Origin of the sequence: Kribbella sp. NPDC051718, assembly GCF_040681515.1 — a bacterium.
GTDB lineage: Bacteria > Actinomycetota > Actinomycetes > Propionibacteriales > Kribbellaceae > Kribbella.
In genome coordinates, this window is record NZ_JBFAYZ010000006.1 from 511,874 (window position 1) to 527,058 (window position 15,185).

At 67.6% G+C, this 15,185-nt stretch carries 15 protein-coding genes; 8 read left to right on the plus strand and 7 right to left on the minus strand.

The window, feature by feature from the left end; translation table 11 throughout:
* The first annotated feature begins 29 nt into the window (after nucleotides 1-29).
* Complete coding sequence (locus AB0M15_RS25000) at nucleotides 30-821, plus strand: SDR family oxidoreductase (protein WP_363823697.1); 792 nt, start codon at nucleotides 30-32, stop codon at nucleotides 819-821.
* A gap of 75 nt (nucleotides 822-896) precedes the next feature.
* On the opposite strand, the gene AB0M15_RS25005 is transcribed toward AB0M15_RS25000, so the two are convergent.
* From AB0M15_RS25005 to AB0M15_RS25020, 4 genes are all read right to left on the minus strand, one after another.
* Nucleotides 897-1,757: an LLM class F420-dependent oxidoreductase gene (locus tag AB0M15_RS25005; RefSeq protein ID WP_363823699.1), complete on the minus strand. Its 861-nt coding sequence runs from the start codon at nucleotides 1,755-1,757 to the stop codon at nucleotides 897-899.
* 62 nt (nucleotides 1,758-1,819) lie between these two features.
* Nucleotides 1,820-2,500 (minus strand): hypothetical protein, encoded by a 681-nt coding sequence (locus tag AB0M15_RS25010; protein WP_363823701.1) that lies wholly within the window; start codon nucleotides 2,498-2,500, stop codon nucleotides 1,820-1,822.
* 173 nt (nucleotides 2,501-2,673) lie between these two features.
* Nucleotides 2,674-3,060, minus strand: coding sequence for a nuclear transport factor 2 family protein (locus AB0M15_RS25015; RefSeq protein ID WP_363823703.1), 387 nt, complete (start codon nucleotides 3,058-3,060; stop codon nucleotides 2,674-2,676).
* Entirely contained in the window at nucleotides 3,057-4,160 is a 1,104-nt protein-coding gene (locus tag AB0M15_RS25020; protein WP_363823704.1) for a DNA alkylation repair protein, read from the minus strand. Before AB0M15_RS25020 ends, AB0M15_RS25015 begins: the two co-directional genes overlap by 4 nt.
* Nucleotides 4,161-4,243: 83 nt before the next feature.
* Here AB0M15_RS25020 and cobF point away from each other — a divergent pair, with 83 nt between their 5' ends.
* From cobF to AB0M15_RS25035, 3 genes are all read left to right on the plus strand, one after another.
* Nucleotides 4,244-5,023: a precorrin-6A synthase (deacetylating) gene (cobF, locus tag AB0M15_RS25025; protein WP_363823706.1), complete on the plus strand. Its 780-nt coding sequence runs from the start codon at nucleotides 4,244-4,246 to the stop codon at nucleotides 5,021-5,023.
* A 130-nt stretch (nucleotides 5,024-5,153) separates the two neighbouring features.
* On the plus strand, nucleotides 5,154-6,236 hold the full coding sequence (locus AB0M15_RS25030; protein ID WP_363823841.1) for a chitinase: 1,083 nt from the start codon (nucleotides 5,154-5,156) through the stop codon (nucleotides 6,234-6,236).
* 77 nt (nucleotides 6,237-6,313) lie between these two features.
* Entirely contained in the window at nucleotides 6,314-7,906 is a 1,593-nt protein-coding gene (locus AB0M15_RS25035; protein ID WP_363823708.1) for a carboxylesterase family protein, read from the plus strand.
* On the opposite strand, the gene AB0M15_RS25040 is transcribed toward AB0M15_RS25035, so the two are convergent.
* From AB0M15_RS25040 to AB0M15_RS25050, 3 genes are all read right to left on the minus strand, one after another.
* Entirely contained in the window at nucleotides 7,895-8,536 is a 642-nt protein-coding gene (locus AB0M15_RS25040) for a TMEM175 family protein (RefSeq protein ID WP_363823843.1), read from the minus strand. The genes AB0M15_RS25035 and AB0M15_RS25040 overlap by 12 nt on opposite strands.
* A 2-nt stretch (nucleotides 8,537-8,538) precedes the next feature.
* A complete protein-coding gene (locus AB0M15_RS25045) occupies nucleotides 8,539-9,969 on the minus strand; it encodes an MFS transporter (protein WP_363823710.1) in 1,431 nt (476 codons plus the stop codon).
* Between the two features lie 77 nt (nucleotides 9,970-10,046).
* On the minus strand, nucleotides 10,047-10,526 hold the full coding sequence (locus AB0M15_RS25050; RefSeq protein WP_363823711.1) for a MarR family transcriptional regulator: 480 nt from the start codon (nucleotides 10,524-10,526) through the stop codon (nucleotides 10,047-10,049).
* Nucleotides 10,527-10,616: 90 nt separating this feature from the next.
* Between AB0M15_RS25050 and AB0M15_RS25055 the strand changes: the two genes are divergently transcribed.
* The 4 genes from AB0M15_RS25055 (at nucleotide 10,617) to AB0M15_RS25070 (ending at nucleotide 15,130) form a co-directional block, all read left to right on the plus strand.
* The gene (locus AB0M15_RS25055) at nucleotides 10,617-11,771 is read left to right on the plus strand and encodes a N(5)-(carboxyethyl)ornithine synthase (RefSeq protein ID WP_363823713.1); all 1,155 of its coding nucleotides are present in this window, start codon (nucleotides 10,617-10,619) and stop codon (nucleotides 11,769-11,771) included.
* A 73-nt stretch (nucleotides 11,772-11,844) separates the two neighbouring features.
* Nucleotides 11,845-12,990: a precorrin-3B synthase gene (locus tag AB0M15_RS25060; RefSeq protein WP_363823715.1), complete on the plus strand. Its 1,146-nt coding sequence runs from the start codon at nucleotides 11,845-11,847 to the stop codon at nucleotides 12,988-12,990.
* Nucleotides 12,987-13,622, plus strand: a complete 636-nt coding sequence (locus AB0M15_RS25065) for a precorrin-8X methylmutase (protein WP_363823716.1) — start codon at nucleotides 12,987-12,989, stop codon at nucleotides 13,620-13,622. Before AB0M15_RS25060 ends, AB0M15_RS25065 begins: the two co-directional genes overlap by 4 nt.
* Nucleotides 13,619-15,130 (plus strand): precorrin-2 C(20)-methyltransferase, encoded by a 1,512-nt coding sequence (locus AB0M15_RS25070; protein WP_363823718.1) that lies wholly within the window; start codon nucleotides 13,619-13,621, stop codon nucleotides 15,128-15,130. Before AB0M15_RS25065 ends, AB0M15_RS25070 begins: the two co-directional genes overlap by 4 nt.
* The last annotated feature ends 55 nt before the right edge of the window (nucleotides 15,131-15,185 follow it).

Genomic DNA, 15,185 nt, shown 5'->3' on the forward strand with positions numbered 1-15,185 from the left:
GGTCCATTCTTAGTCGTTGAGGAGAACTCATGCGGTTGGCAGGCAAGACGGCACTGGTCACCGGTGCCACCAGCAACATCGGTCGCGCGATCGCCGTCGCCCTGGCCGCCCAGGGCGCCCAGGTTGTCGTTGCTGGACGCAACAAATCTCGAGGAGACGAGGTGGTCGCCGAGATCCGCGCGGCCGGCGGGCAAGCCGACTTCGTCGCCGTGGACCTCCAGGGCTCGACCGCAACGGACGCCGGCGAGGGCAGCGCCGTCGGCGGTGCGAAGGCTGCGGCGGAGGAGTTGGCCGCGACGGCTACGCGGCTGCTTGGCGGGCGGATCGACGTACTGGTGAACAACGCGGGCGCCATCGACGGCGGGACGACCGTCGATACCGACGAGGCGACCTTCGACCAGGTCTTCGCGGTCAACGTGAAGTCCCCGTACTTCCTGACCGCCGCGATCGCCCCGGCAATGGCCGCAGCCGGCGGCGGCACGATCATCAACCTCGGCTCCTGGGTCGCACGCCTCGGCATCCCGATCGGCGCCGTCTACGCCGCCTCGAAGGGCGCGCTGGAGACGTTGACCCGCGCCTGGTCGGCCGAGTTCGGGCCGTCCGGCGTACGGGTCAACACGATCTCTCCGGGCGTCGTCCACACCGTCGAGGATCATCCCGCCAAGTCGATGATGGCCGGTACCCCATACGGCCAGATCGGCGCACCGGACTCCATCGCCCAAGCAGCCGTCTACCTGGCCAGCGACGACGCCTCCTTCATCCACGGCACAGTCCTCGACGTGGACGGCGGCCGCCTCGGCGTCGCCGTTATCGCCGGCTGACCGGCCTCTGCAGCGCACCGCCCACCAACCACCGCGCGCCGAGCCGGCCCCCTGGGCCGGCTCGGCGCGCGGTTATCAGAAGGCTGCGGCGACGGGGATGACGTCCGTACCGATGCGTTCGACGGCTTCGAGGTTGGGGAGTTGGGGGATGCCGCCGATGGCTACGTCGAAGCCGAGGGTGTGGAGGCGGCCCAGTTCGTCGATCAGTTGCTGGGGGTTCTCGGCGTCGAGGGTCTGGTAGACGGTTTTGGTGATCTCGGCGTAGTCGCGGCCGACGTCCTCGCAGTGCTGTTCGAGGACGTCGAGCTTGTGCTCGAGGTCGGGGGTGTTGAAGAGGTTGCAGGACTGCGCGTACTGCGCGACCAGCCGGAGCGTCTTCTTCTCTCCCCCGCCGCCGACCATGATCGGCGGGTGCGGCTTGCTGAGCGCCTGCGGGACGTTCAGCAGCCGCTCGGCCTGGTAGTGCTTGCCCTCGAACGGCTTGTCCTCGTCGGACCACATCTGCTGCAGGTACTGGAGCGTCTCCTCCAGCCGCTCGAACCGCTCCGCGACGGGCGGGAAGTCGAAGCCGAGCCCGCGGGACTCTTCCTCGTTCCAGCCGGCGCCGATGCCGATCATCGCGCGGCCGCCGGACAGCACGTCGAGCGTCGTCACCGCCTTCGCCAGCAGACCGGGGTGGCGGTAGTGCACACCGGAGATCAGCGTGAAGAGCTTGACCCGCTCGGTATGCGCGGCGAGGAAGCCGAGCGTCGTGTAAGCCTCGAGCATGTCGTGATCCGCCGGGCCGACACCGCGGATCTGGAAGAAGTGGTCCATCACGGCCAAGTGGCTGAAACCGGCCCGATCGGCGGTCTCAGCCACTGCGGCGAGCTCGGCGCCGAGCGCGGCAGCGCCGTTCGGCCAGGTGAAGTCGGGAATCTGCAGACCGATGTCCATCGGAGGTCCTTCCGGGGCGTTTTCCTTCCAGCCAACACCCCGGAACAGCCTCGTTCAAACGATCAGCCTGCGCCGCCGCCTGGGGTCGCGGTGCTGTGGCCGACCGCGCAGAGGGCGAAGGCGTAGCCCTGGACGTTGCTCTGGGTGCCGGTGTAGGTCGCCTCGACCTTCCAGCCCTGCGCGAAGTAGAGCGGTTCCGAGTCCGAGAAGATCAGCCCCTCGCCGCTGTTCGAGTCGCCTGAGTGCCCACCGCTGACGACGACCTGGCCGGCCGGGCACAGGGCTTGCCAGGAGTGCCGCTCGCCCGGCTTGAAGGCCTGCTTCACGAGCACGGGGGCGGAGACGGTGACGCCGACGCTGTCGGCCGGGTCGCCCTTCGGGCCCTGGTCGCCCTTGTCACCTTTGTCGCCCTTGGCGCCGGGAGCGCCGGGAGCACCCGCCGCACCGGGGGTGCCCGGGTCGCCCTTGGGGCCCTGCTGGTTCCAGGAGGTGGGGTTCTCGTAGAAGCGGCAGGAGCCGCCCTTGGCGGGGTCGATCACGCGGAGGTCGCCGAAGTTCTTGTCGACGCAGGCGTGGATCGTGGTCGTCGCGGGTTCGGCGGCCGAGGCCACCAGCATGCCGCCGCCGAGCACCACCAGCGCGCCCACGGCAGCCGCCACCCCGGTCGAGCGGGACAGTTCGGCTACGCGTTCGGAGCGGAGTACTAGTACTGGATCCGCGCGCGGATGACGGCCCGCCACCACGGCGGCACCCCTTCGACCCAGCCGCCATGGCCGAGTTTTCAGCCTCGGGCTGGCGGGCAACGGGGCCGGTTGGCCGATTCTTGGCGACTTTGTGCTCGACGTGAGCAGATCCGCCGCCGGGAAATACTCAGGTGATGCACAAGGTGCCTCAGGCAACTGACTTGAGGGGCCGTCTAGGGCGCGATTTCTAGGTGGGTGATGAGGGTGGAATCGGGGTCGAGGGTGAAGCGGTAGAGGAGGTCTACGACACCGCCGGGGAAGTTGCCTTCCAGGTGGTTGGTGGTGACGTAGTGGGTTTCGTCGAGCTTTTCCACGTGGGTCAGTTCGACGGTGTAGGTGTATTCGGTGGCGGCGGTTTCGCGCCAGCGGTGGATCTCGTCGTGGCCGGTGTAGGTGGTCTCCTCGTCGACGACCACGGCGTCGGGGGTGAAGGCCGACAGCAGGTCGTGGGCGTTGGCGCGGTGGGCCGGGTCCGCCTCGCGCAGGTAGGTGGTGATCGAGTGCGGGAGGTGCTTCGCGTGCTCGGCGGCGGTCGGGTCGGGCGGGGTGGGGATGGTCATCGGATGCCTTCCGTGGTGAGGGTGAAGGTGGAGCGGCCGAAGGGACGGCCGTTGATCTGGAGTTCGAGCGCGTGCTCGCCGGCGTAGTACCGGCGGGTCGAGATCGGCTTGAACGAGTGTTGTTTGGCGATCGTCGCCGACTCCCCCGGCGCGAGCGTCCGGGTGGTGAGCTTGAAGACCTTCGGCGCGAGGGTGCCGTTCGCCTTGACGTGATGGACGACGTAGTCGATCGCCAGCCGCAACTCACCGGACCCGCGGTTGTGCGCGCTGAACTCGAAAGCCAGCGACTCCCCCACCGCAACAGCCGGTACTGCGACCAGCGGCCCATCCACCACCAACCCCACAGGGGGCTCGAACCCCAGCAACGCAAGGGCTCCCGGGTCAGCCGCCTTGATCAAGGTACGCAACGCATGCCGCACGAGCCGCGCCGTCGTCGGCTCCGGCGACGCCAGCCACTCACCGGCGATCTCGACAGCCAGCCCCGGGTCGATCCGGCTCAAGTCGTTGAGGTGGTTGGCGACGGAGCGACGGACATACTCCGAATCGTCCCGCCGCAGCGCCTCGAGGATCGGCCGCGTCACGTCGGGCCGCTCGATCAGCCCGGGCACCCGCTTGGCCCACGGCAGTCGCGCCCGGGTGCCTTCGCTCGCCAGCCGCCGGACATGCTCATCCGGATCCCGGGTCCACTCGAGTACGACCGCCAGCGTGCGCTCCAGATCCGCCGCCAAGAAGGTCCGCAGCGCGAACTCAGCGGTCAGCCGCGGCGTCAGGGCAGCAATCAACGCGAGGCCTGCTTCGAGTTCACCATCCGCGACCGCCCGGACCGCAACAGCCTCGGTCACCGGCCAGATCATCCAGCCGGTGAAGCTGGGATCGTCCAGCGCCGCCCGGAAGATCTTCTCCAGAGCCCCGTACTCCGCGGGCAGATCGGCCAGCAATGCGTCCCGCACCAGCCGGCCGCGCTCGCTGAAGCCCAGGCCGGCCAACTCGGCAGGCGCCGCGGTCACGGTGGCCAGCTCCAGCGAAGGGGCCGCCGCGCTCAAGCAGGCGCCGAGGGCGACCACGGACGCAGTACTGAGCATTTCTTCCGCAGTGGGCACGGGCACCTCTCGACGAAGTTACTTTGAAATTAGCAGTAACTGGGCGGGCAGCCAAACCCGGCCTCCCTACTACTGTCGGCGCCATGATGGAACTGAAGGTCATCGGGGTAGGCGCCGGCGATCCGGATCACGTGACGCTCCAGGCCGTGAAGGCGCTCAACGCGGTCGACGTGTTCTTCGTCCTCGACAAGGGCGAGGTCAAGCAGGAACTCGTCGACCTGCGCGCGGAGATCCTGCGACGGCACGCGGGCGAACGCGAGTACCGGGTCGTCTTCGGGCAGGACCCCGAGCGAGACCGTAGCAGCGACGCGTACGTCGAGTCCGTCGACGACTGGCGCCGCCGCCGGGCGGACGTCTGCGCGGGCCTGATCGCCAGGGAACTGAAGGACGGCCAGGTCGGCGCGTTCCTCGTCTGGGGCGATCCGTCCCTGTACGACAGCACGCTGGCCATCCTCGACGACATCCTGGACCGCGGCGAGCTGACCTTCGCGATCGAGGTCATCCCCGGCATCAGTAGCGTCTCCGCCCTCGCGGCCCGGCACCGGGTCGGGCTCAACCAGGTCGGCAGGCCGATCGAGATCACCACCGGACGACGACTCGCGAAGAGCTGGCCCGACGACGTCGACGACGTCGTGGTGATGCTCGACGCGCAGACCGCCTTCACCCAGCACACCGACCAGGATGCCGACATCTACTGGGGCGCCTACCTCGGCACGCCGGACGAGATCCTGATCGCCGGACCACTGTCCGAGGTGTCCGGGCAGATCGTCGAAGCGCGTACAGAAGCGCGCCGGCGCAAGGGCTGGATCATGGACACGTATTTGTTGCGACGGCCTGGAAAAGAATTACCAAAGGATCTTTAGAAAGTCTAGAGCGCACGCTCTTCTGCTCGCTGTCCGGCGGATCTAGCTTGTTCGGTGTCCACCCGCCCCCATGACCTTTGGCGCGCGCCCCCACTGCGCCGGGTCAGGACAGAGGAGTGCCATCGTGAAGATGCCTCGTTTCGTGCGCGTTCTGCCGGTCCTCGCGGCCTTCGGAGTCGTGCTGTCCATGCTGGTCACGGCACCCGCCGACGCCCGCGTACAAGCCCCCACCGCGACCCAGGCCTGCAACTACCCGAACTGGGTGGCCGGCGCCAACTACGTCACCGGGAACGTCGTCAAGTACACCAACGGCCTGTACTACATCGCCGAACACGACAACCCCGGCTACGACCCGATCATCAGCACCTGGTTCTGGGATCCGTTCAGCTGCAGCGGCGACCCGGCCCCGCCGGCCTGTAACTACCCGAACTGGGTCCAGGGCGCCAACTACGTCACCGGCAACATCGTCAAGTACACCAACGGCCTGTACTACATCGCCGAACACGACAACCCCGGCTACGACCCGACCGTCAGTACTTGGTACTGGGATCCCTACACCTGCAACGGCGGCCCGACGGATCCGCCGCCGACCGGCAGCTTCCCGGTGAGCGAGTCGCAGTTCAACTCGATGTTCCCGAGCCGGAACTCGTTCTACACGTACTCCGGCCTGGTCAGCGCCGCGGCTGCGTTCCCCGGCTTCACCAAGACCGGTGACGACGCCACCCGCAAGCGCGAGGCCGCTGCCTTCCTGGCCAACGTGAACCACGAGACCGGTGGGCTGGTCTACATCAAGGAGATCAACACCGCGAACTACCCGAACTACTGCCACCCGGAGCTCCCGTACGGCTGCCCGGCCGGCCAGTCGGCGTACTACGGCCGCGGTCCGCTGCAGTTGAGCCACAACTTCAACTACAAGGCCGCCGGCGACTTCCTCGGCATCGACCTGCTCGGAAACCCCTACCAGGTCGAGCAGAACGCGACGGTCTCCTGGAAGGCCAGCCTCTGGTACTGGAACACCCAGTCCGGACCGGGCACGATGACGCCGCACAACGCGATGGTCAACGGCGCCGGCTTCGGCGAGACCATCCGCAGCATCAACGGCTCGATCGAGTGCAACGGCGGCAATCCTGGTCAGGTACAGAGCCGCGTGGACGCCTACAACCGCATCACCGGCATCCTCGGGGTCTCCCCCGGCAGCAACCTTTACTGCTGACCCCTAGACCAAAGGTGTAGGCGTAGTGGCCGTGCGGCCGAAGCGGGTCCAGCTGGACTTGGCAGAGGCTGCACGGCATGAGGACAACTATTAGCAGGAAGGTGTCGCTGGCGGCAGCCCTTGCGCTGCTGCCGGCCGCACTCCTTGTCAACCAGGCCACGGCTGCCCCGGGCCCCGTAGTACGGACTGATGCCGGGCAAGTACGTGGGCAGGCGACGGCGACGACCGAGGTCTTCAACGGCATCCCGTACGCCGCTCCGCCGGTGCACGCGTTGCGCTGGAAGCCCCCGCAGGCCGTGACGCCTTGGGCGGGCGTCCGTGACGCGACCAAGCTGTCCAGCGTCTGCCCGCAAGGGGACAACCCGGAAGCGCCGGGCGGCTCCACCAACGAGGACTGTCTCTACCTGAACGTCACTCGGCCGACCCAGCAGGCCGCGAAGCCGCGTGCTGTGGTGGTGTGGATCCCCGGCGGTGGTTTCTTCTCCGGCGCCGGGAACAGCTACGAGGCCTCCAAGATGGCTGCCCGCGGCAACGTCATCGTTGTCACGGTCAACTACCGGCTGGGGATCTTCGGCTTCTTCGGCTATCCGGGGCTGGCCGCCTCCGGTACGTACGGCATCCAGGACCAGCAGGCAGCCCTCCGTTGGGTGCAGCGGAACGCCCGGGCCTTCGGGGGCGACCCGCGCAACGTTACTGTGGCCGGTGAGTCGGCCGGTGGCATGAGCGTATGCACCCAGCTCACCTCGCCGACCTCGACCGGCCTCTTCTCCAAGGCAGTCATGCAGAGCGGCTCCTGCGCATTCAACTGGGGCGACAACAGCCAGTACCCGGGACAGGCGGCTGACTCGCCGTGGATCTCGCAGAGCACCGTGCAGCAGAACGGCAAGGAATGGGCAGCCGACAACGCGGCCAAGCTTGGCTGCAAGCCGGGACAAGCGGTCTTGGACTGCCTACGCGCGGCGGATCCCGCAGTACTGGTCGAGGACACGCTGAACTTCACGCAGGTTGCCTATGGCGGTACTGCGGTGTTGCCGCTGAGCCCGGCGAAGGCGATGAAGGCTGGGCTGTTCCACCGGGTGCCCGTGTTGTCCGGCAACAACCACGACGAGGCGTCAGCGTGGTTGACCGCCTTCAACGGTGGCGTGCTCACTGATGCGGACTACCCGCGACTGGTGACCGACATGGTCGGTGCTGCGGATGCTCAGAAGGTACTGAAGGAGTACCCACTGGCGAAGTACGGGTCGACCGCTGCTGCTTGGACAGTGGTGACGACGGATCGGATCTGGTCGTGCACGCAGGTCACCACTGACCAGCAGGCGGCTCGGAAGGTCCCTGTGTATGCGTATGAGTTCGCCGACAAGCACTCGCCACTATCCCAGCCAGGGCAGGGCGCAGCGCACGCTACGGAGCTGCCGTATCTGTTCAGCCTCGGCGGCTACGAGTTCCCGCTGACCGACGCGCAGAAGCGACTGTCGGAGCAGATGATCGACTACTGGACGGCGTTCGCTAGTACCGGTGACCCGAACGGACCGGGGCGTCCGCACTGGGCTCCGGCCGGCCACGGCGACATCCGCGGGCTCTCACTTGCACCGACCGACCAGGGTGGCATCCAGCGGGTCAACCTCAGCGCTGAACACCACTGTGGGTTCTGGGCCGATCTAGGCCACTGACGCCGTACGGCGCTCGCGCTGACTGCTGATGAGTTTGGCGATCCAGCCGCTCGGGATCAGCGCGAGCAAGCCGTAGAGACGCACCCCCGGCACCAGCGCGAGAAGGAACGCGGCCATCGCGCAAGCAAGGAAGGCGACAGAGCCGACGATCTCGCGGTCGGTGAGGGGGTTGTCGTCGGCCTCGAGCTCCTTGTGTCCATGGACGAGCATCGTGAGCGCCGTCTGGGTCAGTGCGAGCACGACCAGGGTGCCGGAGTAGAAGGCCGCCGAGAAGGTGTCGCTCTTGAACTGGCCGAGGATCTCGGTCGGGAACGGCAGCACCACGATGCACAGCAGCCAGAGCATGTTCAGCCGGACCAGCATGCTGTTGTAGGCCTTGACGTGTTCGAAGACGCCATGGTGAACCAGCCAGAACCGCCCGATCACCACGAAGCTCAACAGGAACGACAAGATGGCCGGCTGGTTTTCACTGATCACCGCGAACGGGTCCGGGGCGTCTCCCCCGTTCGCCTCCGCCTGTGCCTTCGCCACCTCCGTGACGACCTCCACGAGCGGGAGGATCAGCAGGGTGACGGCGATGGCGACCACTGCGTCGGTGAACAGCACCAGCCGGTCGGGGTTCCTCGTCATGCTCACGGGCGACCACGGTAGCGCAGCAGGAGTGTCGTACCGATGAGCAGTGCCGCGACGACAAAGGCCGACGCGGCAACGAACGCGATGCTGTAGCCGTCCCGCAATGCGCTGATCGGCGTCGCTCCAGCTGCCACCCGTCCTGCGGTGCGCGAGGCGGCCAGCGTTGCCAGTACCGCAGTACCGATTGCTGCGCCTGCCTGCTGGGCGGTGTTGTTGAGTCCGGAAGCCAGGCCGGCGTCGCTCGGCTCTGCGCCGGACATGGCGAGCATGATCGCTGCCGGGATGCCCACGCCGATGCCGGCTCCCACTAGGAGGAGTGGGGCCACTGCGTTGGCTAGATAGGAGCCGTTGACGGGAGCCTGGCTCATCAGCAGTAGCGCCGCGAGGAGGGCGGTTAGGCCTGCCAGTAGGAGTGCGCGGGCGCCGAAGCGGGCGATCAGGCGTGGGCCGATGAACAGAGACATCACTGCGCCCAGGATCGGCGCCGGAAGGAAGGCCAGGCCGGTGTGGAGCGAGTCGAAGCCTAGTACTCGCTGCAGGTAGAGGGCGGTCATGAACTGGAAGCCGAAGCCAGCTGCGAAGAGTAGGACGACTACTAGGTTGGCTGTGGTCACCTGGCGGTTGCGGAAGATGTGCAGGGAGAGCAGGGGCTGGGTGGCGCGGGCCTGGCGTAGTACGAAGGCGGTGAGGAGCGCTATTGCTGCTGCCGCGAGGACTAGCGTGCGCGGGAGGTCTGCGGTCGGCTCCGCGGTCTGGACGATTGTGTAGACGGACAGCGAGAGGCCAGCGGTGACCAGGACTGCGCCTAGTACGTCGGCGCCCTTGCTGAGGCCCAGGCCGCGTTGGCTTTTGAGCAGGCGGGTGGCGAGCACCAGGGAGACGATGCCGATCGGCACGTTGATCAGGAAGGACCAGTGCCAGCCGACTGTCTGCGTGATCACTCCGCCGAGGATCAGGCCGATCGAGGCGCCGCCGGCAGAGGTGAAGCCGTAGACGCCCATCGCGCGGGCCTGGTCGGCTGGTGCCGGGTAGAGGCCGACGATCATGCCGAGGATCACCGCGGAGGCCAGGGCGCCGCCGACGCCTTGCAGGAAGCGGCCGGCGATCAGTACTTCGGAACTGGTGGCGACACCGCACAGCAGAGAAGCCGCGGTGAAGACGGCCAGGCCGGTGAGGAACACCTGCTTGCTGCCGATCAGGTCACCGATCCGGCCGGCCAGCAGGAGAAGACCGGCGAAGGCGATCAGGTACGAGTTCATCACCCAGGCGAGACCGGCCTGGCTGAAGCCGAGGTCGCTCTGGATCGTCGGCAGCGCAACCGTCACGACGGTGCCGTCGAGGATGATCATCAGCTGCATCACACACAACACGGCCAGCGCTTTCGCGCGCCCGAGCTGGCCTGCGTGCTCCGGGCGGGTGGTGAGCGTCATCGGTCGTCTCCTTGTCAGCAGAACAGGACAAGTACGACCTTAACAGATGGTTCCGTAGCAGACGATCTTTTAGCGGATCATGTGCGCTGGCGAGGCCGGCGTACTGGCTGGGCCTCGACCGGAGTGGCGAGCTGTCCGCCGACGAGTTCGGCGAGAGCATCGGCGAAGGGCTTTCGCTGGGAGGCGGCGAGGGCGGCGAGGGCTTCACCGTGCACTCTGTCGACGACTCGCTGACCCTCCTCGGCAGCCTTGGCCCCGGCGGGGGTGACCGCGACGATCCGGGCCCGGCGATCGGTCGCCGACGGCTTCCGCTCAGCGAAACCGGCCTGCTCCAAGGCATCGACGGTGCCGACCATCGTCGTCTTGTCGAGATAGGCGAGCTCGGCGAGCTGGATCTGGGTCCGGTCCTCCTCCAGCGCGTAGCCGAGCACACACTGCATCCGCGGCGTCAGCCCGATCTCCGCCAGCGCCGCGGTCAGCTGGGTCTCCAGCACATGACCGGCATGAATCAGCATCCCGGTCAGATCGGGCACGGTACGCAACGGTGTATCAGCCATGCTGATCATCCTAGCGCGGGATTATCCGCTAGCAGATGATCTCCGGTTGGTGCATCTGTGCTAGACAGGCGGTAACCAAAGGGGCCCATCGTGGACCAGTTAACTCTCGGCGTCATCGGCCGTTCCCGCAAAGAGAACGAGCATCGGCTGCCGATCCATCCGCACCATTTCGAACGCATCGACGACGACCTGCGGCAGCGCATCTTTCTCGAGTCCGGGTACGGCGAGAAGTTCGGCATCTCCGACGTGGAGCTGTCCCGGTCCGTAGCGGGCGTCCTTGACCGGGAACAGCTGATCGCCAGGGCCGACGTCGTACTACTGCCGAAGCCGCAACACGAGGATCTGGCCGAGTTCCGCACCGGACAGATCCTGTGGGGCTGGCCGCATTGCGTCCAGGACGACAAGGTGACCCAGCTGGCGATCGATCGCGAGCTCACCCTGATCGCCTTCGAAGCGATGAACCACTGGACCGACGACGGCCGGTTCAACCTGCACGTCTTCCACAAGAACAACGAGCTGGCCGGCTACTGCTCGGTGCTGCACGCGCTGGAGATGATCGGCTCGACCGGTGACTACGGCCGCCGGCTCAACGCGGTGGTGATCGGCTTCGGCGCGACCGCACGAGGTGCGGTGACCGCGCTGGCGGCACACGGCATCCACGATGTCGACGTACTGACCGGGCGGGGTGTGGCGGCGGTCAGCTCGCCGATCCACTCCGCCCGGATGATCCAGTTCGACCACGAGGACCCCGACGACACCAGCGACCCGCGGCGCAGCCACGCGCTGATCGACGACGAGCGGGTGCCGCTGGCCGGCTTCCTGGCCCAGCACGACATCGTCGTGAACTGTGTGCTGCAGGACCCGGACGCACCGCTGACGTTCCTGATCGAGGAGGACCTGGACCAGTTCGCGCCGGGCAGCCTGATCATCGACGTCTCCTGCGACCTGGGCATGGGCTTCAGCTGGGCCCGCCCGACCGGTTTCGCCGAGCCCACCTTCACCGTCGGCGAGAACGTCACGTACTACGGCGTCGACCACACCCCGTCGTACCTGTGGAACTCGGCCAGCTGGGAGATCAGCGAGGCTCTGCTGCCGTACCTGCGGACGGTGCTCGACGGGCCGGAGTCCTGGCACGCCGACACCACCATCGACCGCGCCATCGAGATCGAGGGCGGCCGGATCCGCAATCCGGGCATCCTCTCCTTCCAGCACCGCTCCCCCACCCACCCGCACGCCCACCTCTAGCCGGTACTACGCCTGCGCAGCGGTCCCAGAGGGCTGCTGCGCGGGCAAACGGGCGGGAAAGTAGCATCACGCCGTGGTGCCTCGTGAAAGAACTGTGCCGGACCGCTGTCCGGGCGTTCTCGCTGTGCACGAGGCGGCCGACGGCGGGCTGGCCCGGGTGCGGCTGCCTGGCGGGGTGCTGAGCGCCTCGCAACTGCGGGTGCTGGCCGCGGCGGCTGTGGAGCTGGGTGACGGTCACCTGGAGCTCACGTCGCGGGCGAATGTGCAGATCCGGGCGCTGCAGCCCGGCGCGCCGGTGGAGCTGTCCGAGCGGCTGTACGCGGCGGGGTTGCTGCCGTCGATCACGCATGAGCGGGTGCGGAACATCCTCGCCTCGCCGCTGTCCGGACTCGATCACCTCAGCCGGTACGACGTATTGCCGCTCGCTGGTGAGCTGGACCGGTTGCTGTGCGCTACCCCGGGGCTCGCCGCCTTGCCGGGGCGCTTCCTGTTCGCGCTGGACGATGGGCGGGGAGACCTCGCTCCCTCCAAGCCAGATGTCGCCGTGCGGATGAGTGATGGTCAGCAGGGTGAGCTGCTGCTTGCAGGAGTCGCTACTGGAGTACGGGTGGCGGTGGAGCGGGTGGCTGAGGTCATGGTGGCTGCGGCGGAGGCTTTCCTGGCGGTCCGGGATGAGCAGGGGTCCGAGGCTTGGCGGCTGGGTGAGTTGGAGGATGGGCCGCGGATGGTTCTGACGCGGCTTGGTCTGGAAGGTGGTCGGGCTGAGGATGTCAGGGGTGAGCCTGCTGTGGCGGGGGCTTTTGAGGGCGGGATTGTGGCTACTGTTCCGCTTGGAGTACTTGCTGCAGAGCAGGCTGAGGCGTTGGCCGAGTCTGCGGATGAGGTACGGGTTACGCCTTGGCGGTCGGTAGTGGTGGTCGGCACGCAGGTACGGCGGCTGGCTGAGGTCGGGTTGGTGCTTGAGGGGTCTTCGCCGTGGAACGGGGTCACCTCGTGTGCGGGGCGGCCGGGGTGTGGGAAGGCGTTGGGGGATGTTCGCGGGGACGCTCGGCGCGTAGTCCCGGGGTGGTCGGGTGGTGGGCGGGTGCACTGGTCCGGGTGTGAGCGACGATGCGGGAAGCCCGGTGGAGAGTTTCTGGACGTGGTTGCCCTCGGGGGTGGCGGTTACGCGGTCGATGGGGTCGCGATGGGAGTCGATGAAGTGAGGGCACACAGGTGAGCGAGAAGTACGAGTACGTGGCCGACGGCGCCGAGATCTACCGGCAGTCGTTCGCGACGATCCGGGCCGAGGCGGCGCTGGACGGGTTGCCGGCGGACGTGGCGCAGGTCGCCGTACGGATGATTCACGCCTGCGGGATGACCGATCTGGTCCAGGATCTCGCCTTCTCCGACGGAGTGATCAAGGCCGCGCGCACTGCGCTGCAGGCGGGGGCCCCGATCCTCTGCGACGCGTCGATGGTGGCGGCGGGAGTCACCCGCAAGCGGTTGCCCGCCGGCAACGACGTCGTCTGCACGCTGAGCCATCCGTCGGTGCCTGAGCTCGCCGAGCAGCACGCCACCACCAGGAGCGCCGCCGCGATCGATCTGTGGGCGGATCGGATGGCCGGATCGGTCGTTGCTATCGGCAACGCTCCGACCGCCTTGTTCCGGTTGCTCGAGCTGATCCGCGACGGTGCGCCACGACCGGCCGCGATCCTGGGGATTCCGGTCGGGTTCATCGGCGCCGCCGAGTCCAAGGACGCCTTGGCCGCCAACGAGCTGGGACTCGAGTACCTGGTCGTCCGCGGCCGCCGGGGTGGCAGCGCGATCACGGCCGCCGCCATCAATGCGATCGCGAGCGAAGACGAGTGACCGGACGGCTCTGGGGTGTCGGGCTCGGCCCGGGTGACCCCGAACTGGTCACGGTGAAGGCCGCCCGGCTGATCGGTGAGGCGGACGTCATCGCCTACCACAGCGCGCGACACGGCCGGAGCATCGCGCGATCGGTGGCAGCGCCGTACCTGCGTGACGGTCAGGTCGAAGAGCTGCTGATGTATCCGCTGACCACGGAGACCACTGATCACCCCGGCGGCTATCAGGGTGCCATGGACGACTTCTACGCCGACTGCGCGGCACGGCTCGCAGCGCATCTCGATGCTGGGCGCAACGTCGTAGTACTGGCTGAGGGCGACCCGCTGTTCTACGGGTCCTACATGCACATGCACAAGCGGCTCACTGACCGCTACACGTGCGAGGTAGTGCCAGGGGTGACCTCGGTGAGCGCAGCGGCCGCAGTACTCGGCCGACCGCTGTGTGAGCGCGACGAGATCCTCACGATCCTCCCCGGCACGCTGCCACCCGACGTACTGGCCGAGCGGCTGCGTAGTACCGACGCTGCCGCAGTCATGAAGCTCGGCAGGACTTTCACCAACGTACGCGAGGCTTTCGAGCTCGCCGGCCGGGCAGACGAGGCCTGGTACGTCGAACGCGCAACCACCGACGCCCAGCGCACCGCTCCCCTGGCGGACGTCGACCCCGACTCGGTGCCGTACTTCTCCCTGGCCCTGCTCCCCAGCCCGATCAATACCCCCGCACCGGAGGCCCTGGCGCCGAGGGTGAGCGCAGAGGGCTCAGTAACGGTGGTCGGGCTAGGACCGGCCGGGCCGGAGTGGATGACGCCGCAGGTCCGCAATGCGATCGCCGAGGCCGACGACCTGATCGGCTACGGCCCGTACGTCGACCGGCTGCCCGACCGTGCCCGGCAACGCAAGCACGGGTCGGACAACAAGGTGGAGTCCGAGCGGGCCGCCTTCGCCCTCGACCTGGCCCGCAAGGGCTCACGAGTCGTCGTGGTCTCCTCTGGTGACCCGGGCGTGTTCGCGATGGCCAGTGCAGTCACCGAGGTCGCTTCCGAACCGGAGTACGCCGATATCGCCGTCACCGTGCTGCCAGGGATGACCGCAGCGCAGGCGGTTGCCAGTCGCGTAGGTGCGCCCCTCGGCCACGACTACTGCGTGTTGTCACTGTCGGACCGGCTCAAGCCGTGGGAAGTGATTGCTGCCCGCCTGAGTGCTGCAGCAGCCGCTGATCTCGCTATCGCCATCTACAACCCGGCCTCGAAGTCCCGGACCTGGCAAGTGGCCGCTACCCGCGACCTCCTGCTCGAACACCGTGCACCGACGACGCCCGTGATCGTCGGCCGCGATGTGGGCGGCGCGAGCGAGTCAGTCACTGTCACCACGCTGGCCGAGCTGGACCCGGCAGGCGTCGACATGCGCTGCCTGTTGCTGATCGGTTCGTCGCAGACCCAGACAGTGCCGCGCCCCGCCGGACCACTGGTCTTCACTCCCCGCCGGTACCCGCGGACAGAGGATCGTTAATTCCTCTCGAGTCCCGCATGAGTCGCGCGATTCACGGGTAGGCCCCGGGCGCAGG